At 44.3% G+C, this 25,027-nt stretch carries 16 protein-coding genes and 10 pseudogenes; 13 read left to right on the forward strand and 13 right to left on the reverse strand.

The features are described from left to right. Positions 1-40 precede the first annotated feature (40 nt). The 3 genes and pseudogenes from PKHYL_RS09095 to cysE all read left to right on the forward strand — a co-directional run bounded on the left by PKHYL_RS09095 (position 41) and on the right by cysE (position 2,398). Positions 41-421: an Hpt domain-containing protein gene (locus tag PKHYL_RS09095; protein WP_071001485.1), complete on the forward strand. Its 381-nt coding sequence runs from the start codon at positions 41-43 to the stop codon at positions 419-421. After that, positions 421-1,298, forward strand: a pseudogene (locus tag PKHYL_RS09100) (RNA methyltransferase). Before PKHYL_RS09095 ends, PKHYL_RS09100 begins: the two are co-directional and overlap by 1 nt. Before the next feature lie 188 nt (positions 1,299-1,486). Then, positions 1,487-2,398: a serine O-acetyltransferase gene (gene cysE, locus PKHYL_RS09105; RefSeq protein ID WP_093069160.1), complete on the forward strand. Its 912-nt coding sequence runs from the start codon at positions 1,487-1,489 to the stop codon at positions 2,396-2,398. A 377-nt stretch (positions 2,399-2,775) separates the two neighbouring features. On the opposite strand, the gene PKHYL_RS09110 is transcribed toward cysE, so the two are convergent. The 6 genes and pseudogenes from PKHYL_RS09110 to pheA form a co-directional block, all read right to left on the reverse strand. After that, complete coding sequence (locus tag PKHYL_RS09110) at positions 2,776-3,153, reverse strand: hypothetical protein (RefSeq protein ID WP_240364977.1); 378 nt, start codon at positions 3,151-3,153, stop codon at positions 2,776-2,778. Next, positions 3,150-3,530: a dihydroneopterin aldolase gene (gene folB / locus PKHYL_RS09115; RefSeq protein WP_240364978.1), complete on the reverse strand. Its 381-nt coding sequence runs from the start codon at positions 3,528-3,530 to the stop codon at positions 3,150-3,152. Before folB ends, PKHYL_RS09110 begins: the two co-directional genes overlap by 4 nt. Positions 3,531-3,587: 57 nt before the next feature. Next, a pseudogene (gene rarD / locus PKHYL_RS09120) lies at positions 3,588-4,539 on the reverse strand (EamA family transporter RarD). 225 nt (positions 4,540-4,764) lie between these two features. Beyond that, positions 4,765-7,051, reverse strand: a pseudogene (locus PKHYL_RS09125) (bifunctional prephenate dehydrogenase/3-phosphoshikimate 1-carboxyvinyltransferase). A 220-nt stretch (positions 7,052-7,271) separates the two neighbouring features. Continuing rightward, positions 7,272-8,412 (reverse strand): annotated as a pseudogene (gene hisC, locus PKHYL_RS09130) (histidinol-phosphate transaminase). A gap of 95 nt (positions 8,413-8,507) precedes the next feature. Next, on the reverse strand, positions 8,508-9,680 hold the full coding sequence (pheA, locus tag PKHYL_RS09135; protein ID WP_186474609.1) for a prephenate dehydratase: 1,173 nt from the start codon (positions 9,678-9,680) through the stop codon (positions 8,508-8,510). Between the two features lie 779 nt (positions 9,681-10,459). On the opposite strand from pheA, the pseudogene PKHYL_RS18125 reads away from it, so the two are divergent. From PKHYL_RS18125 to PKHYL_RS09150, 3 genes and pseudogenes are all read left to right on the forward strand, one after another. After that, positions 10,460-11,401: pseudogene (locus PKHYL_RS18125) on the forward strand (transaldolase). Positions 11,402-11,503: 102 nt separating this feature from the next. Then, positions 11,504-11,725: a hypothetical protein gene (locus tag PKHYL_RS09145; RefSeq protein WP_240364979.1), complete on the forward strand. Its 222-nt coding sequence runs from the start codon at positions 11,504-11,506 to the stop codon at positions 11,723-11,725. Beyond that, a complete protein-coding gene (locus PKHYL_RS09150; protein ID WP_240364980.1) occupies positions 11,722-11,955 on the forward strand; it encodes a hypothetical protein in 234 nt (77 codons plus the stop codon). Before PKHYL_RS09145 ends, PKHYL_RS09150 begins: the two co-directional genes overlap by 4 nt. Positions 11,956-12,040: 85 nt before the next feature. On the opposite strand, the gene PKHYL_RS09155 is transcribed toward PKHYL_RS09150, so the two are convergent. Further along, complete coding sequence (locus PKHYL_RS09155) at positions 12,041-12,607, reverse strand: adenine phosphoribosyltransferase (protein ID WP_083328800.1); 567 nt, start codon at positions 12,605-12,607, stop codon at positions 12,041-12,043. A gap of 349 nt (positions 12,608-12,956) precedes the next feature. Between PKHYL_RS09155 and PKHYL_RS09160 the strand changes: the two genes are divergently transcribed. Beyond that, positions 12,957-13,121 (forward strand): rubredoxin, encoded by a 165-nt coding sequence (locus PKHYL_RS09160; RefSeq protein WP_057759803.1) that lies wholly within the window; start codon positions 12,957-12,959, stop codon positions 13,119-13,121. A 27-nt stretch (positions 13,122-13,148) separates the two neighbouring features. Continuing rightward, positions 13,149-14,197, forward strand: a pseudogene (locus tag PKHYL_RS09165) (alpha/beta fold hydrolase). A gap of 14 nt (positions 14,198-14,211) precedes the next feature. Here PKHYL_RS09165 and PKHYL_RS09170 read toward each other — a convergent pair. Continuing rightward, positions 14,212-14,799, reverse strand: coding sequence for a WG repeat-containing protein (locus tag PKHYL_RS09170; RefSeq protein ID WP_240364981.1), 588 nt, complete (start codon positions 14,797-14,799; stop codon positions 14,212-14,214). Then, positions 14,750-15,013 (reverse strand): WG repeat-containing protein, encoded by a 264-nt coding sequence (locus PKHYL_RS09175; protein ID WP_240364982.1) that lies wholly within the window; start codon positions 15,011-15,013, stop codon positions 14,750-14,752. The genes PKHYL_RS09170 and PKHYL_RS09175 overlap by 50 nt, the downstream gene beginning before the upstream one ends. 685 nt (positions 15,014-15,698) lie before the next feature. On the opposite strand from PKHYL_RS09175, the pseudogene PKHYL_RS09180 reads away from it, so the two are divergent. Then, positions 15,699-16,625 (forward strand): annotated as a pseudogene (locus tag PKHYL_RS09180) (DMT family transporter). Between the two features lie 144 nt (positions 16,626-16,769). Here PKHYL_RS09180 and PKHYL_RS09185 read toward each other — a convergent pair. Continuing rightward, a pseudogene (locus tag PKHYL_RS09185) lies at positions 16,770-18,094 on the reverse strand (solute carrier family 23 protein). Positions 18,095-18,737: 643 nt separating this feature from the next. Here PKHYL_RS09185 and PKHYL_RS09190 point away from each other — a divergent pair. Beyond that, positions 18,738-20,174 (forward strand): annotated as a pseudogene (locus PKHYL_RS09190) (L-serine ammonia-lyase). A 118-nt stretch (positions 20,175-20,292) separates the two neighbouring features. On the opposite strand, the gene PKHYL_RS09195 reads toward PKHYL_RS09190, so the two are convergent. The 3 genes and pseudogenes from PKHYL_RS09195 to xthA form a co-directional block, all read right to left on the reverse strand. Then, positions 20,293-20,691 carry a DUF4377 domain-containing protein gene (locus PKHYL_RS09195; protein ID WP_058024290.1) on the reverse strand — a complete coding sequence of 133 codons (399 nt, stop codon included), beginning with the start codon at positions 20,689-20,691 and terminating at the stop codon, positions 20,293-20,295. A gap of 397 nt (positions 20,692-21,088) precedes the next feature. Next, entirely contained in the window at positions 21,089-22,312 is a 1,224-nt protein-coding gene (gene argJ / locus PKHYL_RS09200; RefSeq protein ID WP_240364983.1) for a bifunctional glutamate N-acetyltransferase/amino-acid acetyltransferase ArgJ, read from the reverse strand. A gap of 173 nt (positions 22,313-22,485) precedes the next feature. Further along, positions 22,486-23,309: pseudogene (gene xthA / locus PKHYL_RS09205) on the reverse strand (exodeoxyribonuclease III). A 230-nt stretch (positions 23,310-23,539) separates the two neighbouring features. Between xthA and PKHYL_RS09210 the strand changes: the two are divergent. The 3 genes from PKHYL_RS09210 to PKHYL_RS09220 all read left to right on the forward strand — a co-directional run bounded on the left by PKHYL_RS09210 (position 23,540) and on the right by PKHYL_RS09220 (position 24,966). After that, a complete protein-coding gene (locus PKHYL_RS09210) occupies positions 23,540-23,719 on the forward strand; it encodes a hypothetical protein (protein WP_240364984.1) in 180 nt (59 codons plus the stop codon). Positions 23,720-23,729: 10 nt separating this feature from the next. Further along, entirely contained in the window at positions 23,730-24,125 is a 396-nt protein-coding gene (locus PKHYL_RS09215) for an acyl-CoA thioesterase (protein WP_240364985.1), read from the forward strand. A 205-nt stretch (positions 24,126-24,330) separates the two neighbouring features. Then, positions 24,331-24,966, forward strand: coding sequence for an ABC transporter ATP-binding protein (locus PKHYL_RS09220; protein WP_240364986.1), 636 nt, complete (start codon positions 24,331-24,333; stop codon positions 24,964-24,966). The last annotated feature ends 61 nt before the right edge of the window (positions 24,967-25,027 follow it).

Raw genomic sequence — 25,027 nt, forward strand, 5'->3', positions numbered from 1 at the left:
TAATTTGACTGCTTTAACTTTTAACAATTGGATAAAAGCCATGACTGACATGACGAATAATAATATGACTGGTCAGACTGATGAAGAGATTATCAATCACGAACAGTTCGAAGACATGCGTGACTTGCTAGAAGAAGATTTTGTCGAGCTGATACAAGTGTACCTCAATGACAGTCAAAAACGCGTTGCAGCACTGCGAATCGCTCAGCAAGAAGATGATAACGCCAATGGCTTTGAGACCGCTCATGCCCTAAAAGGCGCAAGTGCCAATTTGGGTACGACTCAGCTGGTTCGTCTTAGCAGCCAACTACAAGAATGCTGCCGTGAGCGCCACATTAGTGAACAAGCTGATCTTATTGAAGAGATTGCCGCCGCATTACAACGTGCTGAACAAGAAATCTATCAAAGATTGGGGCAATAATGAGTAACGACTCTTTATCATCTACTGAGCAAGCCCGTACAGTGAATGACTACCTCGACTGCTTACAAGTCATCATGGTCAATACGACGTTGCCTGCCAATATCGGCTCAGCCGCACGCGCCATGCATACAATGGGCTTGTCCCGTTTGACCGTTGTCGACCCCAAATTGCCAATTGATGAGACCAGTGTCTCTCATGCGGCAGGTGGTAGTGAGCTGCTGTCATCTGCTGTGATCGCACCTACTCTAGAGTCTGCCATTGCCGACTGTCAGCTGGTATTTGCAGCCAGCAGCCGCAGTCGTCATATGCCGCGCCCTGTTGTGACACCCACGCAAGCCGCTAAGATTATGTTTGATTTTATTGATACACAGTCGGCTTTAAGTGCAAATGATAATAACGTTGACACCTCATCAGACGCTGTTTCTAGCAAACCAAATATCGCTATATTATTTGGGCGTGAAGATCGCGGGTTGACCAATGAAGAGTTGGCTTGTGCTGATTATCACATTCAAATCGACGCCAATCCTGCTTACCCTGTACTAAATGTCGCCTCAGCAGTGCAGGTCATTGCCAGCTTTATTTTTGCTTATGCTCAAACGCATAATCAGACAGCGGACAGTTTAGACGAGAACAACGACTCCCAATCGACAATCAACGTGAATTTGCGTCAGCAATGGGATGAGCCTGCTATTAATCAGCAGCAGCTGCAACAGCTCACTCAGCGTACTACTGACCTTATGGTACAACGCGGTCTGGCAAATAGCGAACATCTAAAGTCATTGCCATCACGCTTGTCTAGACTTGGGTCACGCCTACAGCTTGATCAAAAGAGTATCAGCTATTAAGTGCTTTGATTGCAAAACTATCCAAAGACTAAAACAAGTCATTGTTTATCAGCTCGCTTTCATTTGACAGCTTTTTACTATATTTTGCGGTACAAAGCTGTTATAACTTAGAAAAAATGAGCAACAATATACTCTCATCATTATTTAACCATCATGACCATAAAATAAAACATTGCTACTTTAGCAACGCTACTTTATCGACGAATAGATAGGACGCTTTATGTCATTGCCATCCAAATTGTTCAGATCGCTTGTCAGCATCAAAAAAGATCTGAAAGAAGATATCGATGCGGTATTTAACCGCGATCCTGCAGCGCGCAATAGTCTGGAAGTCATCCTAACCTACCCAGGTATCCATGCGCTCATTCTACATCGCGGTGCGCACTGTCTGTGGAATCGTGAACAGAAACTGGCGGCTCGCGTCATCTCATATGGCTCGCGTATTATTACAGGTATTGAGATTCACCCTGCTGCCAAGATTGGTAAGCGTTTCTTTATCGATCATGGTGTTGGGGTCGTCATCGGTGAGACTGCTGAGATTGGCAACGATGTGACGTTGTATCACGGTGTGACTCTAGGCGGTGTGTCTTGGAATAATGGCAAACGCCACCCAACGCTAGAAGACGGTGTAACGGTCGGTGCTGGTGCCAAAGTCTTAGGGCCATTTACAGTCGGCAAAAACGCCAAAATTGGCTCGAATGCAGTGGTAGTCAAACCAGTACCAGCAGGCGCTACGATGGTTGGCAGTGCTGCTCGTATGATCTCAGATCATCACGATGAAAAAGGCAATCCCATCGCGACAAAAGTACAAGATGCCAAGCAACAAGAAAAAGTCGCGCAAGCTGGCGGGAGCATCAAGGATCAAGCAGCTGACACCACTTCTACCGCAAAACGCACCAATACCTTCCGTGCCTATGGTATCGATCCCTATTCACAAGATCCTGTCGCAGAAGCGTTTGCTAAAATGCTCGAACACATTCAACAATCAGAGAATCGTCTCGATCAGTTACAGTCAGCGATGTGTGATATCGATCCTAATTTTTGTAAAAAGAAATACGATAAGCTGTGCCTAGAGGATTTAGATGTGATTGGTCGTGCTGATATCGATGCAGCAGATAACGAGCAGAAGTGAATACGAGAGTTTCAGTAAAACAAATAAAACCAGGGGGCGTACAATACATTTTACGCCCCTTAGCCTTATCTACTGCAAAAATATCAGATGTTATCAGTGTGAGTTAAAATAAGTCACCCCACTAACTGTCTATTTATTATTAATTTTTTCTCAAAACGCTATTCAAACAGCTAATCAGTAAATGCAGTCAACTCTTCAATCCCTACAATTTCATGTGCTTTAAAGGGATAACGATTCGCCATTACAATCCAATCAGATATTGATTTAAATATCAATTTTTGCTTAGGCTATTTTCTATAGTAGCCAATTTAATCATCAAAATATCAATATCCATTGTCACTCGTCGCACTTGATTCGGCTTAGTCTGTCGACGTCTATTACAGTTCCCCCTCAAGCGCTTTAAAGGTTTGCTGTAGTTGCTGCAAACTCATCGGTGTATTCAGTGCTAGATGGACACATTGATTGGTATAGTCAGGCTTTGGCTGTTCCAAGGTTGCAGTAAAATCAGGGTTTTGAAAAGCAGTAGACAATCGTATCTCACCCAGCGCTGCCAAACTCTCTCGAGCAATCGGTAGATATTTTTCGGCTTGATAGTTACTACCCAGCGCTAACACCACCTCTACCAAGGACTGCGCTTGCAGAATCTCAGGTGCGCATTTTGTTAGCGTTGCCATATTCAAATCCATCGACGTTTTATGCATCATCGGCTTGGCTGTCATTAACTTCTTTGGTAACGTCTTTAGTAGCTGGCTCATTGGTTAGCGCTGGCGCATAGCGTGTTATTTGTACCCCTACCGCATCTGCTTGAGCAATAGCAGTCGGCTTGGCAATACTTAACGTGATTTTTTTGACAGTCATATTTTGCAAATAGCTTATCAGAGATCTGACCGGCCAAATGCTCAAGCAGCTTTGCCTGAATCTCTTTGCACCACACGCTCACATCATCGCAGACTTCTTTATAGCTCAGCGCATCGCTGACATCATCGGACACAGCAGCACGGCTAATATCCGTCTCAAGCGCGATATCGATCAGTAACGGCTGAGTAATGGCGCGCTCCCAATCAAACACACCAATGACCGCCTCAACCTTTAGACCTTTTACAAATACTACATCAGACTGAGTATGAAACATGCTTCCATCCTTGTTTGCTAATTTTTTGTGCGTATTTTTGATTTTTTAATTAACCGATTATAAATCCTCTTCACGGAGACGCTCAGCCTTTAACACTTTACTTGGACGATGTCGCCACAGATCAATGCTAAATAAGAGTAACCCTAACCAAATCAAACCAAATACTGCCAGACGATGTAGATCAAATGGTTCATTGTAATAAAATACCGCTAAGAAGAAAATAAAGGTCGGCGTCAGATAATTCATAAAGCTTAAGATACTATATGCCACAAGCTTGGTCGATTTATTAAATAATAACAGCGGTATCAACGTAATCGGGCCTGCGAGCATCAGTAGCCAAATGTTTGAGCTGAACCAAAAGCTTAGCTGATGGCTGACGACATCTGACTGCCAAAACCACCAAATACATAAGGGTACTAGCATGGCCGTTTCAACAAACATAGCATCGACAGCAGTCAATGGGGTTTGCCGCTGAATGGTGCCATAAGTACTAAAGCTGAATGCTAAAATCAATGATATCCACGGCAGACTACCAAGCATCACCACTTGAATGACCACAGACAGTAGTGCAAAGCCAATGGCTACCCATTGTAGCGTGCGCAGGCGCTCTTTGAATAAAATCATCGATAAGCCAACACCTACCAATGGCCCAATAAAGTATCCCAAACTGGCCTCAAGGATACGATCATGATTGACCGCCCATACATAGGTCAGCCAGTTGGTTGCGATAATTAACCCAGAGACGAGTGACAACGCGATCCATCTTGGGTTTTGTTTGAGCGTCTCTATCCACCCCCAACGCTTGGTCGCTACCAATACAATGAGTAGGCAAAAAAACGTCCAAACAATACGGTGCCCGATAATCTCTGTTGCATCATAATTGGATAATTGCTTAAAGTATAAAGGGAAACCACCCCAGATAAAAAAAGGCACCAAGGGCAGTGATAATACCGCGTCTGGTTGTGGTAATCGGGGCAACAGGTTTTTTGACGACATTTTGGGTAGTCATAATACAGGACAACTTTTTAGAGCAAAGCGCACCCTCACCTAATTCTGATTATTATTATCAATTTAGTGGGTGAAAGCGCAGGGTCACTACAGTGAAATTATAAGTTAAAAGCAATATACTCATGCCAATAGTGACATGAGTACATTGCTAACGATATTAGATTGAGCTTTTATGGATGCTTTACAGTACATGATTATAGGAAAATGTTGATCCACACTCACTCATTTATTCAGCATCAGTATCCACTTGAATAGACATACCGATTTGGTTAGCCAGCTCAGCAAAGCCTGGGAAGCTGGTATTGACCGTCTCAACCCCTTCAATGGTAATTTGCTCAGCAGCACGCAGACTCGCAACAGAGAAACTCATCGCAATACGGTGGTCATGATGCGAGACAATGTGACCACCACCAAAAACAGGCTGGCTATTATTTATATCGCCGTTCTCAGTAGCAGTGCCTTTGCCTTCAATAATCAGCCCATCATCAGTGACAGTACAATCGATGCCAAGCGTCTGTAAACCTTCAGCCATCACAGCAATACGATCCGACTCTTTGACGCGTAACTCTTTAGCACCAGTCAAGACGGTACGCCCTTTGGCACAGCTAGCCGCGACAAACAGTACAGGGAACTCATCAATTGCTAGTGGTACGAGATGCTCTGGTATCTCAATACCGACCAAGTTTGAGCTGCGAATCGTAATATCAGCCACCGGCTCGCCGCCAACATGGGCCTCATTGCTTAGGCTAATATCTGCATTCATTAATTTTAGAATATCAATAACGCCAGTACGCGTAGGATTGATACCGACTTGCGTCAAGGTCAACTCACTATTTTGGCTAATAGCAGCAGCCACCATAAAAAACGCCGCAGATGAGATATCAGCAGGAACCGCAATATCGCCACCTGTTAGTGTGCCGCCACCGGTGACACTGATACGGTTGCCTTCTACAATTACTGGATAACCAAAAGCGGATAGCATACGCTCGGTATGGTCACGGCTGATCTCAGGCTGAGTGACCGTTGTCGTACCCTCGGCCCATAGACCTGCTAGCAGCAAGCAAGATTTTACTTGTGCTGATGCCACTGGCATATCATATTCGGTGCCTTGCAATGGCTTACCAGCGGTATCACGACCCGTAATGCTAAGCGGTGCCGTACCACTATGACCTGTACTCTGGATGACGGCACCCATCGTGCGTAGCGGTGCAGCCACCCGCTCCATCGGGCGTTTGTTTAGGCTAGTATCACCTGTCAACACGCTATCAAATGATTGCGCTGCTAAGATACCAGATAGCAGACGCATGCTCGTGCCCGAGTTACCCATATACAAAGGCGTTTTGCTAGGCTTTAGGCCATTCATACCGACACCATGAATGGTCAAATTCCCATTATCAGGGCCTTCGATGGTCACACCCATATCACGGAATGCTTGCAGCGTTGCAAGGGCATCTTCCCAAGAATCCAGTAACCTGGGTTACGCCTGTGGCAAGACTGCCAAGCATAATGCTGCGATGCGAGATAGATTTGTCACCAGGAATGGCAATGGTGCCAGAGACAGTATTGCTAGGGGTAATATTATAAGAAGCTGACATGGCAGAAGTATCCGTATAAGGGGTGCTGGCTAACATATGGCCAAAATGTCGCCGTGCGGCTTGCGCGCGGCCCAAAAGTCCCATCAGGGCGGTTGAATCTTTACCAATGATGAGCTGGCGCATGGTTTGCAGATAGACACCATACTCATCAAGGGCGCTCACAATGGCGCTTTGATTGGCAAAAAATATATCATGCCACATTTTAGGGTCGCTTGCGGCAATACGCGTAAAATCGCGGAACCCACCGGCAGCATAACGAAACATATCTAAATTATCATCGTGGCTTGCCAATTGCTCAACCAAGTTAAAGGCAAGCAGATGCGGCAAATGGCTGGTATGCGCCAATATACGATCATGGTGACCTGCATCCATCGATATGACATTTGCACCCACTGATTCCCACAATAGTCGCAACTTAGTAATCGCGACATTGCTTGTGGTAGCTAGCTCACAGATGATGACACTATGATTGACAAATAAACTGGCGCGTCTGGCATGATACCCTGAATTTTCGGCCCCAGCAATTGGATGCGCGGGCACTAGACCTACCGGCAACGAACCAAACACCGCTTTGGCCGCGTCAATGATATTGACTTTAGTACTACAGACATCGGTTAAGATACAGTCAGCGGCAAGCTGTCCGTTATCCATTGCCTGTTTGATATCTACAAACACTGCTTGTACTGCCTGTACAGGCACTGCAATGATGATTAAATCACTACCGCTTATGACGTCTTGTAGGTTTGCACTACCAGCATCAAGCAGACCATGCTCGATAGCTTCTGTAATACTTGGTGCATGCCTATCGACTGCGACCAGTCGCTCACTTAAGCCATTATCTTTAATAGCTTGCGCGAAGCTAGCACCAATGAGCCCAAGTCCAATCACACAAACTTGTTCGAATATAGGTCGATGCATATTTAAAGGGGGCTGAAGATTGTTTTTTCTGACGACTCACGGCTTTTCTCGTTGAACGCGCTCGGATAAATTTCGGTAAATCCCAGCGTTATATAAGTTAATGGCTAGTTGAGATCACTTCTTACTAAATAATACCTTTGATCAAAACATATCGATGGATGTGATGAGAACATGTCCCTATTTTAAAAATGGTGATAAACGTTTGAATTGGGGACATGCTCTAGTCTTCACTGAGAATAGAACGCAAAGTATCAATCAAACGTAAATTGTCCTCAGCCACACCTACCGTAATGCGTAACCAGTTTGGCAGCCCATAAGCGCCCAATGGCCGAACAATAACGCCTTGCTCAAGAAGTGCTTGATGGATTGAAGCGGCAGTTATATCTTCCATCTCAACCTGCACTTCAACCATAATGAAATTGGCATGCGACTTCACAAAACCCAACCCCAATGTATCAAACTGCTTTTCTAACCAACGCATTTGCTCATCATTCATCTGGCGCGTTTTTCGATAAAATCTTGATCAGCAAGTGCTGCAGCGGCAGCAGCTAGGCCTACACGGCTGACATTGAATGGCTGACGAATTCGGTTCAATAACTCTGCAACAGCTACTGAGCTTAAGGCATAGCCCACACGTAAACCTGCCAGCCCATAAGCTTTAGAAAACGTACGCACAATGATGACATTATCAAACTCATCTAACAATGCGCGGTTGTTACTCTCAGGGCTATACTCGATATAAGCTTCATCCAATACAACCAAGACTGAGCTTGGCACACTGGCAACGAACTGGCGCAGCTCTTTTGCTCTAACTGCGTACCCGTTGGATTGTTGGGATTGGCAATAAAGACGATTTTGGTATTGGGATTATCTTGTACCGCTTGGCTCATGGCTTTTAGGTCATGACCAAACCGATGAGCAGGCACCTCAACATCCATCGCGCCTTGCATCTTTGCCAGCATAGAGTAGACCACAAACGCATACTGACTATAGACGATAGCATCATCAGCACCCACAAAACTACGTGCCAAAATATCGAGCAAATCATCAGAGCCATTGCCAAGCGTGATCTGCTCGACCTTGACATCATTAAAGTCAGCCAACGCTTGCTTCAGATAATAACCATTGCCATCAGGATAACGTGATAATTGACCCAGTTGCTCAGTGATGGCTAGTGTCACTCGCGGTGAGCACCCCATCGGGTTCTCATTGCTGGCCAGCTTCACCACATCTGAGACACCATATTCGCGCGTCAGCTCTTCAATTGGTTTACCTGTCTGATAAGGTGCCAACGTCAGAATACTGTCATAAGCTGGCGTTAATGGCGATAGGTTTGATGCTGTCAATTGATCAGGCTGCATGGTTTATCCTTGGAGGTTATCACTAAATGCGATCGCCCATCTATTAGGTGTCAATCTCGATAGATAAACAAGCTAATAGATGAGCCAATATATCTCTACAATACTGCTTTTGGATACGAGCCTAAGATGCGCAGATCTTTTACCAATGGGCGAATATCGTTGATAGCGGCGCTAACATTTGGATCATTGATATGACCGTTCATATCAATAAAGAACACATATGCCCACTTATTAGGACGCTCAGGACGTGTCTCGATACTGGTCATCGAGACGCCGTGATATGATAACGGTTTCAAGATTTCGATCAATGCACCAGCTCTGTCATGGGCTGAGACCACGATGGAGGTTTTGTCTTGACCAGAAGGCGCAATGGCCTCATGTCCGATGATAAGGAAACGGGTGGTGTTGCTTGGATTGTCTTCAATGTTTGAGTAAAGCTTATGCAAGCCGTACTCTGCAACCGCAACGTCGCCAGCGATTGCTGCTGAATGCCATTCGTTTTTGAGGCGACGCGCCGCTTCACCATTGCTTGATACCGCAACGCGCTCCACATTAGGGAAATTCACATCTAGCCAATGACGACACTGCGCCAATGACTGCTGGTGCGAATAAATACGGCTCAAACCATCAAGCTTAGTATGCTCAGCGACCAAGAAGTTTTGATGAATCGGTAGTTCAACTTCACCAATGATTTTTAGACTAGAAGATAAGAATCCGTCCAAAGTATGATTGACCACCCCTTCTGAAGAGTTTTCGACAGGGACAACGCCATACATCGCCGTGCCCGCTTCAACCTCACGGAATACATCGGTAATGGTCGTCATTGGCACGGTATCAGCAGCTTTACCAAAATGCTTTAATGCAGCGGCATGGGTAAAGGTGCCAACTGGTCCTAAGAAAGCAATACGCTGCGGCGCTTCTAAGTCTAAACATACCGACATAATCTCACGGAACAAACGTGCCATCTTTTCGTCAGCGATTGGACCCGTATTGCGCTCCATGACCGCTTTTAGCACCTGTGCTTCACGCTCAGGACGATAAAAGATAGGGTCACTACTGTCATCAGCGGCCGTGTGGTTTTTCTTTACCGCTGCTACTTGTTGCGCCAGCTTGGCACGATTATTGATGAGTGTTTGAATCTCGCAGTCGACCGCATCAATGTTTTGGCGAATATTATCTAAAAATTCTTTTTCAGTTGCGGTGCCGCTAGCGCCTGCGGCGGTTTGATTTAGATTATCCATGGTTTGTTCTGGTGACTGCTCGCTCATTACCGCCCATCCTTTTTAGATTTTATCACTGTTAGGTATTATTAATATTTAGATATGAATATCTGCTAAATTTTACTGTGTTTTTTAAATGCTTCGACTATCTCTATATACCGATAGTGCTTGAGAGTGTCATTATGAAGTCATTGGTAAATAGCGGTCAATGACCAAAACTATTTTAACCATCATCCAAAAACAGTCTATCAGAAATATCGCACGTCATTGGCGTTCTCTGGTATTACTGCTATATTGGTCGCCAAGTACAGCAGACCAGCGGATGACCGGCTCTACTATAGCAAAAACTCAGGTCAGTGCCCATTCGTAAATAGTGATAAGCCAGCAAATTATTATTAGGGCGTATTGAACATTCGCAAATAGGCACTGCTGATCGCTAAAATTGTTCCAGACAAGGCACAAAGCGACGATAATGCAGATGCCTTAGCGAGATTTGTGACGCAGTATGGGGCAATTTTAGCATCAGCCCCTAACGATAAAAGCAGGGGACAGGACTCTTTTTGCCGCTTCATCGTTAAAAATAAGCGCTTAGAATGACTAAACTTATTATTTTTAACATCGAATCGCCTAAAAAATAGTCGCTGTCAGTGCCATGGTCGAATGTTCAACACGCCCTAATATTATCACAGTTAAGTGATATGACAGTGGCGCATAGCACAACTATGAGCAAACACACGTAGAAAACTGTGTTACAGTTTCCATTCAGCTCCCCTACCCTGCGATATATAAGAGGAGCACCCTATCATTAATAAGAAAAAGGATATCTGATGAGCGCATTACAACAATTACGTACCATGACGACCATTGTCGCTGATACTGGCGACCTTGCTGCTATTGCCCGACTAAAACCTATCGATGCGACCACCAATCCAAGCCTCATCACCAAAGCCCTCATTCATCCTGATAACCAAGGTATGCTATCAGAAACCATGAGCCGCCATAATGGCGATGTCGATGCAGTGATTGACGCCCTGACCATTCAAGTTGGTTGTGATATTTTGGCGCTTATTGAAGGGCGCGTTTCTACCGAAGTCGATGCGCGTTTGTCTTATGATACTGGGGCGACGATCGATAAGGCCCTTGAGTTTATGGACGCTTATCAAAAGCTGGTATCGACTCAGAGCGAGTATTGATCAAAATGGCAGCAACTTGGCAGGGCATTGAAGCGGCGCGTTATCTTGAAACTCAAGGCATCCACTGCAATTTGACCCTACTATTTGGTCAGCATCAAGCAATCGCCTGCGCAGATGCGGGCGTGACGCTCATCTCTCCTTTTGTAGGGCGTATTTTAGATTGGCAAAACGTCAACAAAACCGCCAAAATGTACCAGCTTCTGAGGATATGGGCGTACAATCTGTCAAACTTATTTACCAATACTACAAGCAGCATGGCTATCATACGCAAGTCATGGGGCGAGTTTCCGCTCAACTGAGCAGATATTGGCACTTGCAGGTTGCGATTTGTTGACCATTGCGCCCAACCTAATCGATGAGCTGGCAGCCATGGATATTGATGTGCCTCGTCAGTTATCGCCGAGCATGTCCATGGACATGCAAGCGATGAGCCAAGTGAGCTTGACGCATGAAGAGTTTAGCGCGGCCTATCAGCAAGACACAGTCACACAAGACCTATTACCAAAAGGTATTGATGGTTTTATTGGGGCACGTGATGAGCTGGCAAAGACATTAGCGGCTCTGCGCGGGCAATAAAGTAGACACAGCCAATACTCATAACGCACAAAAGATATTTGCCTGCCCACAGTAAGTTGGCTATCATGAGCGACTTCAGATAACAAGAAGCAAGGCTTAAGTATGAAACGGCTATCAATGTTATTGGCAGGCAGTGTTTTAGTGACCAGCGCCCATGCGGTCAATTGGGTCGAGGTGACCGAGAGCGACTCTGGATCGACGTTTAGTTTAGATGTAGACTCTATCGAACACTCTGACATCAACATCATAGACGAAAAAGACGTCGAAAATATCACTGTCTCTTTGCTAAGAACCTATCCTACGCAAAAGATAAGAGCACAGTGAAAGAAAAACCCATCCATCATAGCGATCAGCAATTACTGATTTCTTGTAAAGATTTCAGTTACTATAAAAGAGCTTACGTCGATTATAGCGCTGATAATAAAGTCATTAAGTCGTGGCAATCAGAAAAGCCTATACTGACTACCAAAGACTTTAAGATAACCACACCAAAGACGGTTGGTCGCACGCTGATCGAGTACGCCTGTAAAAGCTATGAGCAAAACAAATCGTAATATCATTAGACTCACCACAAAAAAAGCGCCCTGATGATTTTCAGGGCGCTTTTTATACTCTATAAACTCTCTTGAACAATCAGACTTACGCTTTTAATACCGTATAGACAGGTACTGGGAACTCGCCATGTAGCTCAACCAAATCTAATAAAACTAATGCGCCGACCACAGTATGATCGGCTGACTGGCATAACTCATAAGCGGTCGTCAATGTGCCTCCAGTCGCCAAGATATCATCGACCAGTAATACACGTTCAGGTGGCAAATTATTTTGCATCTCAAGCGTGTCTTTGCCATACTCAAGCGCATATGCTTTATTAGCGACAGGTGGTGGCAGTTTACCTGGTTTGCGGAGCAAGATCATACCCTTACCCAATCTTCCTGCCAGCATACTGGCAAATACAAACCCGCGCGCCTCAACAGCTCCTAAGCAATCCACCTCATCCATTAGTCCCTCTGGCAACGCGGCAAGCAGCGCATCAATGACAGCATCAATATGACTGCGCAGTAACGGAGTAATATCATAAAAATCAATGCCGACTTTTGGAAAGTCTGGTACTGTGCGAATAATCTGCCAAAACGGATGATCTGTATTGAGCATTGGAGTCGTCTCATTTTCGGTAGTGGCAGATGTGGCGGCGTTAATACTCATGAAAACCCTTAGCTTGTATATGTTATATGGCTTGGACAATAGTTAGACACTGATAGATCAGCAGGCAATTATGGCTGACAGTGTCAATTTAGCGGCCGTTATTATAGCATGATTGGCTTTTTTGTGGCGGCTTATAGCCCAAGATCGTACTTCGCTTCGGTACAATGGTACAGATGATGGACTTGATAAAAGCCAATTTCATCTCAATATACAAGTGTAAACTTAACTATGAAAATAACGGTTATATGCTAAACTACGTGCGCTTTTACCGTCTAATATAATGACTGTAATACGAAATATAAGCGTTTATGACGCACTGTGACACTGGTAATGATCGATAGGACTATTTATGAAACGTTATGAATGTATTGTCTGCGGCTGGATCTATGACGAAGCGCTTGGCTGCCCTGAAGAAGGTATTGCCCCTGGCACCAAATGGGAAGACATCCCTGATGACTGGACCTGCCCTGAGTGCGGTGTCGGCAAGCTTGATTTTGAGATGCTTGAGCTGTAGTAGATGACCCTCTAATTAGGACACTTCATGACAACATCAAATGACATTAATAGTGCCAAATTGCCGGAAACGTCAGATACCAGTTTAGACAATACTCTAGACTTTTACCCTACTCCTGAATGGCAACGGTTTGGGGAACATCAGTGGCGCGACTCCGATCTTAGCCAACACCTTCATCAAGCGATGATTGATATTGGTGATGGTATAGAGTTGTGTGTCGAAGCGGGTGGCAACCTAATAATCCGCCCCTACTGATGATCATGGGACTGGGTTCGCAAATGATATTTTGGCCAGACAATTTTATTAAGCGCTTTATTGATGCTGGTTTTTTTGTGATCCGTTTTGACAATCGTGATATTGGCCTGTCTTCTAAAGTACAGATCGAGGGCCTACCGCGTATCAACCAGCTCAAAATGATGGTACGCCTACAAACGGGGCTATCGAACAAAAGCACTCAGGTGGCTTATAACTTGACTGACATGGCAGAAGACACCGCCCGGTTGATCAAGGCGCTCAAGCTTGGCAAAACGCATCTGCTTGGTGCCTCTATGGGCGGGATGATTGCTCAAATTGTGGCGGCACGTTATCCAAGCTTGGTGCAGCGTATGGCGCTTATGTTTACCACGACCAATCGAGCATTTTTAAAACCGCCAAGACCTAAGCAGCTATACACCCTTATCAATCGTCCAGAGAGCCACTCTGAGCGTGATATCGTACGCCATAGTGTCTGGTTTATGAAAACGGTTGGCACACCAGGTCACGTCAATGTGCGCATGGTGCGTGAAATTGCCAAAATCCGCTATCAACGCAATTTTCACCCACTCGGTACGGTGCAGCAGCTCAATGCTATCTTGGCATCAGGCTCTATCAGCCGCTTTAGTAAGCAAGTCAAAGCACCAACGATTGTCTTACATGGTAGCGCTGACGGACTACTACCGGCGTCACAAGGTCGAGTGGTGGCAAAAACCATTCCTAATGCCAAGTTTCATTTAATCGAAGGTATGGCGCATGATATTCCAGAATATTATCAGCCTTATATGGTCGATTTGATTAGCAATCATTTGTTAGAAAAATAGCTATTCGCCTATAGTCACACTAGCCATAAAAAGAGTGTAAACCCTATCGATAACGAATAGGGTTTACACTCTTTCGTTGTATACCAATTATAGATTATGGATATAACGCTAATCGCAGCTGACACCTGTGCCTTCTTTATTGATGCACATTTTATTGCCGTTTTTAAATTGCCGATCCATGCCTTACCACCTGTAAATACAAATGAGGGTTGACCCTTATAATTATCATCAGTTAATACCCCATCACTAGTGAAGCGAAAAGGAATCACTAGCTCACCGCCCAGATTGACAAAGCCCCACTCCTCTCCGATACGAACGCCCGCGAATCCTTCAGAGAATGGACGGACTTCATCGAACGAATAGGTAATCATCGTGACGTCGTTGTCGTCAACGAAGCCCCACTTTCCATCTTGCTGACGTGATTGTAATGTCGTAAAACGTGTAGGTGCAGGTTGTCTTGATTGTGATGACGTATTGTTGGTAGAAGCTGTGGATTTTTTAGTCGACTGACTCTTATCCTGAGCATTTGGATCACGCGTTGCATTACCATTTTTATCTAACCAGCTTATCACACTGTTTTTTACGGACGCGCGCTCTCCCATTACGATAATCATCGATCTCGTCAATCGATGCTGAAAACGAGACAACCGTGCTGTTGGAGGTATTGATAACACCGTAGTTACCATCTTTTTTTACGACGATACGTCCTTCAGATACTGGACGCGCCCACCCTTGATTTCCTTTGAGCATATCGTACATTGCAGGCACGACTTCACGTCCCTGCATATTGAGATAACCGACCCGACTGTTGCGCAATACAGGTAGTAACCCGCCCGATATCTTGTCGGCATCGACTTTCTGATAACGTGATAAATCAACGACCCTTTACCTTTGCTGTCAATCAGAGCGACTGGCGCACCAAAATCTTTGATTGCTAAAAAATAGCCGCTAGTAGACGTACAAGAGACGTTTTTATAGTAGCTTTTGGGGAGCTTGCAACTGGCCGCTTGGGCGCTAGGCATTAAAAAAATTGCACTAGAGACGATACCTATCGCAAAGCTAAATTGCGATATTTTTAGAGGCAAACAAGAGGTCACATTTGGTTGTATTTTTGACATAAAATGTCGGAGTATAAGCAAACCTAGGCAAATAATATAGTGGTTGATGACTGGTGATTTTATGAATACTAGACTAACAAATTGCGATATCAGAGCCAATATCATTCCTGTAAGGATGTGACTCGATTATATAAGCGCTGTTGTACAAGCATTATTGTGTGAGTAAGATCACAAGATGGTTTTACTGCCCTAATGGTTCTACTGCCTTAAAGGCTTTTTTCGTACTATTTGGTTTAATAAATTATCTATAGCAACGATCTATCTAATAACCAGAATAAATTTTGGTTTTGCCATTTTATTTTTGCTTAAAACCACGACAATAGGGTTTTGGCTAACCCTCACATTGGTCTAGGACCATAAGAATAATAATATAAGGACGTTTTATGGCGACTGCTTCTTCACGCTGCCCCTATTGGCCTAGTTATCGGTTGTATTATCTTTGGGCTGGGCAGTCTGATTGTCGCTCACGTTGATATCGGTGGCTGGGCGATGTCATTTTGGCGACTGGCCATTTCAGGTATTGTCTTTGCGATCTTAGCCAAGGTGATGCGCCAACAGATGCCACAATCAAAACGTGCTATTTTTTATGGTTTATTGTCAGGTGCATTTTTAGGATTAGACTTGGCGCTTTGGCACGAGAGCATTTATGCTGTGGGTCCTGGTATTTCGACCCTGCTCAATAGCTTACAAATCTTCTTTTAGCTGCCATTGGTTTTTATATTTTAATGAGCGCCAATCTATCGTGCAGATCATCAGTTTATTTTTAGCGATGCTGGGCGTTGCAATGATAGGCAGTCCTGAATTTGCACACAATACCGCTGCCACTTGGGGATTTGTCACGGGTATTGTGTCAGGAGCAATGCTAGGTGCGTCGATGACTTTTATTCGTAAAACACATGATACCGAACCGACACCGATATTTATGCTGATGCAGCTGATTAGTATCGGTGGCGTCTTAGCCATGATTGTGCCTATGTTTATATTCGATACAGGTCATATCTTGCCCAACACAAGGTCTGAGATTGGTTGGGTGCTTATCTACGGGACAGTGATGCAGTGTTTGGCATGGGGTCTGATTGCTTATTCTATTCCTAAGTTGTCTCTTGCATTGACGGGTCTGTTATTGTTAACTGAACCCATCGCCGCTTTGGTTATTGACTATAGCTGGCTGGACAAACCTATCAATGGCTTACAATGGGGCGGCGCCTTGTTAACCATGCTTGCTATTTATTTAGGGTCACTAAAACCAAAACCACGCGCGCTACGCCGCTATCGATTTTTCAAGATTTTATAAGCGAGACTATAAGTAATTAAGTAGTATTGATACGATTGTCTCACGCAGACATTTAATAAAAAGCGCCCATACTATTCATAGCATGGGCGCTTTTATTAGAGAAGATATACGTTTACTATTTTTATTCGATAGGCTCAAATTTTAATCTTATCAGCATTACTTATTTAACGTCAGAACTTTTATTAAATAAAGCATTCAACACAATAGCGGCTAAAGTGGCAGTACCAATACCACCCAAATCAAAACCACCTAAGTGCAAGCTAAAGTTACCTGTACCCATGATTACGGTCACTGCCGCGATGATCAGATTGCTGTTTTTACTAAAATCAATGTGGCTGTCGATCCAGATTTTTATCCCAGCGATCGTGATCAGACCGAAAACGACGATAGAAGCGCCGCCCAATAAAGCCGCTGGTATCGTTTGGATAATGGCACCAAATTTTGGTGATAACCCTAATATAATAGCGACCACACCTGCGACGACAAATATCGTTGTGCTATATACTTTGGTGACCGCCATCACCCCGATGTTTTCAGCATAGGTAGTCACACCTGTACCGCCAAATCCTGCTGAGAAAGTCGTTGCCAAGCCATCGGCAAAAAATGCTCGGCCCATATAAGGGGTCACGCGAGACTTGGTCATACCTTCCACTGCCTTAAAGTGACCTAAGTTTTCAGCGACCAAAATAAAGGCGACAGGCGCAATGAGAATAATAGCGCTCATCTCAAAGCGTGGGGTATGAATGCTGGGCAGACCAAACCATGCAGCCGCAGCGACTGCGCTAAAATCAATTGCCGTCCCAAAACCTAGGATATTGGTCAACACAAAATAAGCGATGTATGATAATACCAAACCCACGAGTAGCAGCAAACGACGTAACATGCCACGGGTAAATACCGCCACTCCACTGATGAGTAGTACGGTCAACGTAGCCATCCAAGCATCAAACTGATTGGCAGAAACCCCTTGGATAGTAACTGGTGCCAAATTAAGACCAATAATCATGACAATAGCACCAGTGACGATAGGCGGCATCAAGCGCTCAATCCAGCCAGTGCCTGTTTTCATCACTAACAGGCCAATCAGCGCATAAATGATACCGCAGGCCATGATACCGCCTAGCGCGACATTCAAATTGGCATTGAACCCTGCCCTGCATACGCAGTTACCGCAATCACTGGACCAATAAAAGCAAAGCTTGATCCCAAGTAGCTTGGCATACGCCCACCAGTGATCATAAAGAACATCACCGTACAGATACCAGACATCAAAATGGCTAAGTTAGGGTCAAATCCCATCAATAATGGCGCAAGGACGGTCGCACCAAACATGGCAAATGTATGTTGTATACCAAGTAATACACTCTTTGACGGTGGCAAATAATCATTGATACCCACTGGATCACGATCCAAATCACCTTTGTAAGGTCGCCATGTCGGAAACCAGCGACCATTTTCAAAATCTGGATTGTGCGGATAACTGATGGCTGCTGAATCAATACCTGCAGCTTCCAATGCATTGTGAGCTGACTGATTTTGAGCGCTGTTGTCTGAAGCTGATGATGGGTCTTTTGAGATGGCATGCGCGCGTGTCCTATGTGAGCTGAGGTAATAGGCTAAAATAATGGAAAAGTAAAAACGGTGCGAAATTGGGGATAGTAGCGAACGCGATAGAAGTCGTAAACAATATAAATAAGCACTATCGTCTTCTATCGATAATATGTCATCCCAATTCATTCATTTATGTTGTAATATGACAAACCAAAAGTATTATTTGGTATGATAGCCAGTTCTTGGATGGTTGTATTAGATCACTATGTATGTATAACCAAAGATACTGTATGATCAAAGCACGTTTGCTCTTCTGCCAACCAGCCTATTTAATAGAGATATTGACTTACAGGATGTTACATAGTCGTTGACTCCGAGCATGATAGCGGAGTTTCAAAACAAATAAAAGTGATTATTCAGTCACCATCTGTACTCTTTAATAGCAATATTTTTATAGACGGTCGCTCACAAGTCTTCTGTAGTGGGCCTTGAGAGTGACGACTGCCTATTATATTTTCAATAAAAGCGCTCAAGGCAATTATCACAATTGTTCAAGCCTTTGAATTTTCGGTAACTCATTATGATTAGTATTTTTGATTTATTTAAAATCGGCATTGGTCCATCGAGCTCACATACAGTGGGACCAATGGTGGCAGCCAATTTATTTTTAGCCTCATTGACCAAACAAATGGAACTGACGGCTATCGCAAAGATTGAAATCGAGCTTTATGGCTCTTTGGCGGCGACAGGAAAAGGGCACGCAACAGATACTGCCATATTGTTAGGGTTACTTGGCCATACACCTAGCACCATCGATACACGTATGACCAGCAGCTATCTTTCTCCCTATTTTTTCTGGCAAGACATTAAATGTGTCAGGTATTCACACGATTGCATTTGATACAGAGCAGGATATTTATTGGTACGACGATACTGTCCTGCCCTATCACCCTAACGCATTGACGCTTCGTGCTATATCGACTGACGGTACTCGTTATCAGCAGACCTACTATTCGATTGGTGGTGGTTTTGTCATCAATAAAGAAGATGCCACCGATCCAGATGAAGATCATGCCAGCCCAACGATCGATAGCGTTCCTTATCCCTTTTAATAATGCAGCAGAACTACTAGAACAATGTCGTCAGTATGATTTGAGCATCAGCGAATTAGTACTGGCCAATGAATGCCACTTCCATGACAAAGAGACAGTGTTTGCCTACCTAGATAGTATTTGGGAGGTCATGCAAGATTGTGTTAAGCAAGGCTGTGAAAATGGCGGTATTTTGCCAGGTGGCTTGGATGTCAAACGCCGCGCACAAGATTTGCACAGGCAGCTGTCTGCGGAAAAGACCAACCTATCACCAACAATGACAAATTGGCCGCCATGGACTGGGTAGACTTGTACGCGCTCGCCGTCAATGAAGAAAACGCCAATGGCGGCAAAGTTGTGACCGCACCCACCAATGGCGCAGCAGGTATTATTCCTGCAGTATTGCACTACTATCGTGATTTTTTACCTAACTATAGCCAAGATGGTGTCCGCAAGTTTTTATTGAACGCCACCGCTATCGGTAGCCTAATCAAGCAAAACGCTTCCATCTCTGGTGCTGAAGTCGGCTGCCAAGGCGAGGTTGGATCGGCATGTGCGATGGCAGGTTCTGCATTAGCAGAGATCATGAATGGGACACCAGCTAAATGCTTAAATGCGGCAGAAATCGGTATTGAGCATAATTTAGGTCTAACCTGCGACCCTATTGGTGGACTGGTGCAGGTGCCTTGCATCGAGCGCAATGCCATGGGGCGGTCAAAGCTATCAACGCAGCACGTTTAGCCTGTAGAGGAAATGGCCAGCACTTCGTCTCTTTGGATAAGGCTATAGAAACCATGAAGCAGACAGGTGCTGATATGTCTGATAAATATAAAGAGACCGCTCGTGGTGGCCTAGCTGTCTATGCTGATAATAGAATTCCTACTGCGATGCGCGGCGTTAGTGTTAACTACAGTCAATGTTAATGCAATTGATAAATGTTACCTTTAACCACGCTATATCATCATAGCAGCAGATATCGTATCAATAAAAGGCCGCTATATATTAGCGGCCTTTTTATTAGTTGTATACTTTCAAGCTGTACTATTCAGCAGTTTTTGAAACGACTTCGTTTAAAATCCAAACTGGTTTGACCACATTAGATCCTTCAGCAGTGACTGCTTCTTGGCGTACATCTAATACATAACGGTAGTTTGGCTCATAAGTGAAGCCTTGAATGTTACCACTTAAAGTGGTGTAGTTTTTCTGATAAGTTTGGCGATACTGTAGGCACTGTGATTCAACCATCGTACCGTCTGTTGCAGTCAGGTCACAAACTGCTTTACGCGGTGCGATTTCTACTTCAAAACTTGGAATATTTACCACTTTGACGTTCATAGGCTGTCCTTCTACAACCATTGTACGTTCATTGTCCATGTCCATAGTAGAACAACCAGTAAGAGCAAAAGTTGTCATCAATGCTGCAAGTGCTAATCTTTTCATTATTCAATCCTCAGATAATTGGTAATAATTCTTCATTTTCTATCTAAATTTATTGTTTTAAAAACTCTACTGCATTTCTTCATACAACAAAGCTTCTTTCTATCATGATGATATTTAGAGTCACGCTAATTGAAATCTCTAGCCAGCTTTACTAGCGATGTAGTGAATATCATCTGTTTACCCCAGCAAGTATAGGTCGCAATTCACCTTACTCTCTATGACTGCTTTGTAAAGTAACGTCAGCTTTTGCAACTGATGTTAATAAAGCGTATTGAATAAAAGAGTAATTTGATAACAGCTTAGTATTAGACATAAAAAAGCCAGAGCAATAATCACTCTGGCTTTTTTATAAATAGATTTAAAAAATCTGTCAAGATTGAAACTTTTAAGACTGTTTCTAACTGCGATAGTCAGCGTTTATCTTGACATAGTCGTATGACAAATCGCAGGTATACACCGTATCGCTAGCATCACCACGAGCCAAATCAATGTGAATAGTAATCTCAGCGCGGCTCATGACGGCCTTACCTGCTTCTTCTGTATAGCTGGGCGCGACACCGCCATTTTGACAAATCATCACCTCATCTAAATACACATCAACTTGCTCGGTGTCTAGGTCGTCAATACCAGCATAACCGACTGCCGCCAAGATGCGCCCCCAGTTTGCATCACTCGCAAAGAATGCCGTTTTTACCAGCGGCGAATGCGCCACAGCATAAGCCACATCGCAGCACTCTTGCGTGGTCTGCCCGCCAGTCACTTTGACGGTCATAAACTTGGTCGCCCCTTCACCGTCACGGACAATGAGCTGTGCCAAACGTACAAACACGTCGCGCAGTGCATCAAAAACGGCCTGATAATGCGGATGCGCTGGACTATCAATCACCTCTGAGCTGGCAGCGCCTGTCGCAATCAACACGCAGCAGTCGTTGGTCGATGTATCCCCATCAACGGTAATACGGTTAAACGACTGTTCATTGATAGCGCTGAGCATCTCTTGCAACAGATCAGCGGCGATATTGGCATCGGTTGCGACATAACCCAGCATAGTCGCCATATTTGGACGTATCATGCCTGAGCCTTTTGACATGCCAGTGATATGATAGCTAGTACCTGCAACGTCGACTTTTTGGCTAGCAAGCTTAGGGACAGTATCTGTCGTTCGGATACCGTTAGCAGCAGCCAACCAGTTATCAGAGGCTAAGTTTGCTAACGCATCGTCTAAACCTGCAATGACCGCGTCACTATTTAATGGTTCGCCAATCACGCCAGTAGAAAATGGCAATACTGTATTAGCCTCTACGCCAGCTTTTTCAGCCAAGGCAATACAGATTTCAGTAGCGCGGCGTTTGCCATCAGCGCCCGTCCCTGCGTTTGCATTACCTGTATTGGTTACCAGATAACGCGGACTAGCCTTGGTAAAGTGCTCACGTAATATACGTACAGGCGCGGCGCAAAATGTATTTTTGGTCGTGACAACTGCGGTCGTGGCATGTTCAGCGATTTCAATCACGACCAAATCATCACGATTTTTGTAGCGTACGCCCGCGGCAGTTGCGCTCAGCTTAATGCCATCAATGGGATAAATAATATCAGGTACTGCTACGTTTCCAACAGACATAGTAAAATCCTTATTTTTCAATTTTTATCGTTGTTTTTAGGTGATGTAATAAACACTATAATTGATCCAATTTAAGAGTGGTACAAGGCAACCGAGTGCAGATGGATATATCATACTTCAAGCAAGGTTAACGCCGTAATGCTTTTATAGTGGATTGACTATATATCTGAATATTACGGTTTTTTTAGATCGAATGCTGACCAAATGGGTGCATGATCTGAGGGTTTTTCCATCGCACGCAGCTCATAGCTGATGCCAGCACCAATGCATTCACTAACGAGGTCTGAGGTGCATAAAATATGATCAATACGTAAACCGCGCTTGGGTTCATCATTAAAGCCGCGGCTGCGATAATCAAACCAACTATATAACTCTGTACTCTCTGGATAATGCAAACGGTACGTATCGGTCAACTCACGCGACATTAATGCTGAGTACCATTCGCGTTCCTCTGGCAAAAATGAGGTTTTTCTATTTTTTAACCAGCGCTTTGCATTGACCTCACCGATACCGATATCGATGTCCTCTGGCGCAATATTCATATCACCCATGACAATGATCGAACGACCTTCTGCCTTTAGTGTATCAATATAAGCCATTAAATCTGCATAATAAGCACGCTTCATCGGAAATTTGATCGGATGGTCTTGGCTCTCTCCTTGTGGAAAATAACCATTGAGCACATCCACTTCACGCCCTTCAAGCTCATAGCGTGCATGTATAAAACGCTTTTGTGCTTCTTCGTCATCACCAGGAAAGCCTTTTTGTACAAATATAGGCGCCACTTTTGACAGTAGCGCCACGCCATAATGTCCTTTTGCCCGAAATACTCTACGTGATATCCTAGAGCTTTTATGTCATCAAGTGGAAATTGATCGTCATGGACTTTGGTCTCTTGTAGACCCATGACATCAGGATCGATTACTTCGCGCACTGCCTCAAGCTGATGCTGGCGAGCGCGGATACCATTGATATTAAAACTGACAAAACGGGTCATAAACTGTCCTATACTGATTGGTTAAAAGACTGTGCTGATATAGATGAGTCTGATACAAAAGCCTATGATAACAGACCTAGGCTGCCCTAGCTGTTGCATGGCCTTATATCTTGAGCTAGAGTAGCGCTTATTATAAATATAATAGAGACTATTTTTGTCGGGTTTCTTATTTGCCCACATATATAAATTACGTTCGCTAAACAACCTTTATCAAAAATACTGAGCCCGTTATGACGACAACTGAGCATAAAAATACAAATACAGCCGTAAATAACGACATTGAACCACTATTTGCTAAAGATTATAACGTCTACATCAACCATACGGATGCAGGCGGCATCGTTTATCATGCCAACCATCTGGTGTTTTTGAAAACTGCCGCCGTGATTGGTTTACCAAGCTGGGTCTAAACGGTTATTTTTGCAAACTGATGATGGCGACATACAGCATTTTGTCGTGAGTCAGGCGGATTTACAATACAAGAGAGCCATTCTCTTAGATGAAATCATTACTGTACGTATCGATAAAGTGGAGCTAAAGCCTGCTAGCATCATATTTTATCAAAGCATTCGCCGTAGCACATCAGATAATAGCGCTACAGACAAAACCACTAGCCAGATATTAAGTAGCACCAAAATCGTCATTGCTTGTGTACAAAACCTTGTTAAGCCAGAACCAATGGCTAATAACGAAACAAATAACGCTCAACCTGACAACGCAGTAAATACCACACCCATGCGTCCTATCCGTGTACCAAAAGAATTACGAGATGCCATTGAGCAGGCGATTAGTGAGCAAACGAACGAGCGACTGTAGAACGCTATGCGCATTGATCCTGATAGACCCTTGCTTGAATTTAATAATCTCTGGGTGCATGGCAGGCCGGTAGTCGGTAGCGATAATCCTAAGCATAGTAGTGGTGAACAGACAAAAACCTTTGTACCGCATAAACTCTATCAAAGGTGGTTAAATAAGCGACAAAAATGCGCTATCTGATGGACTATCGCCTCATAGCCGCATATTGATAAACGGTGCGAGTGGCAAGCTACTATCAGGACAAATCACCATGTTGACAGGGGCTTCTGGTAGTGGCAAATCTGTCCTCTTGCGGGTGCTGGCAGGATTGTTGCCGATGAGCACTGGTGATATTCATTTGCGTAGTGATGCCACGCCACATCAGCGAGATGAAAGCATTCACACCACATCGCCAATTACTTGGCGCAAGCAAGTGGCGCTGCTTGCTCAACAGCCACAGCTGTTAGAGGGCAATGTCCTTGATAATTTAAAGATGCCTTATGCTTTAGACGCGCATCAGACCCAAAGTTTTGATATAAACTGGCATTTGACCCAACTTGCGTCTTTGAATAAAAATGCAGACTTTTTGCAACAAGAGGCCAACCACTTATCGGGTGGTGAGCGTCAGCTGGTCAATACCTTACGCCTACTACAACTCAATCCGCGAGTACTATTACTAGATGAGCCAACCGCCGCGCTAGATATCGACACCTCAGCGCAGTTGGTCAGCTTGCTGATGAGATGGTTGCAGGCCAACAGGCAGCGCTCGTTATTATGGGTAACTCACGATACCAAAGAGATTATGTCATTAGCCAGTAGACATTGGCATATGCAAGCAGGTGTACTAACCGAAGCGCCCTAGGGCACGATATGATGCTCAAAAACTTGCTCGAAACCTTCATTACATCGTGCTCATGACATTA

The sequence above is a fragment of the Psychrobacter sp. KH172YL61 genome (assembly GCF_007182895.1).
GTDB classification, from domain to species: Bacteria; Pseudomonadota; Gammaproteobacteria; order Pseudomonadales; family Moraxellaceae; genus Psychrobacter; species Psychrobacter pacificensis.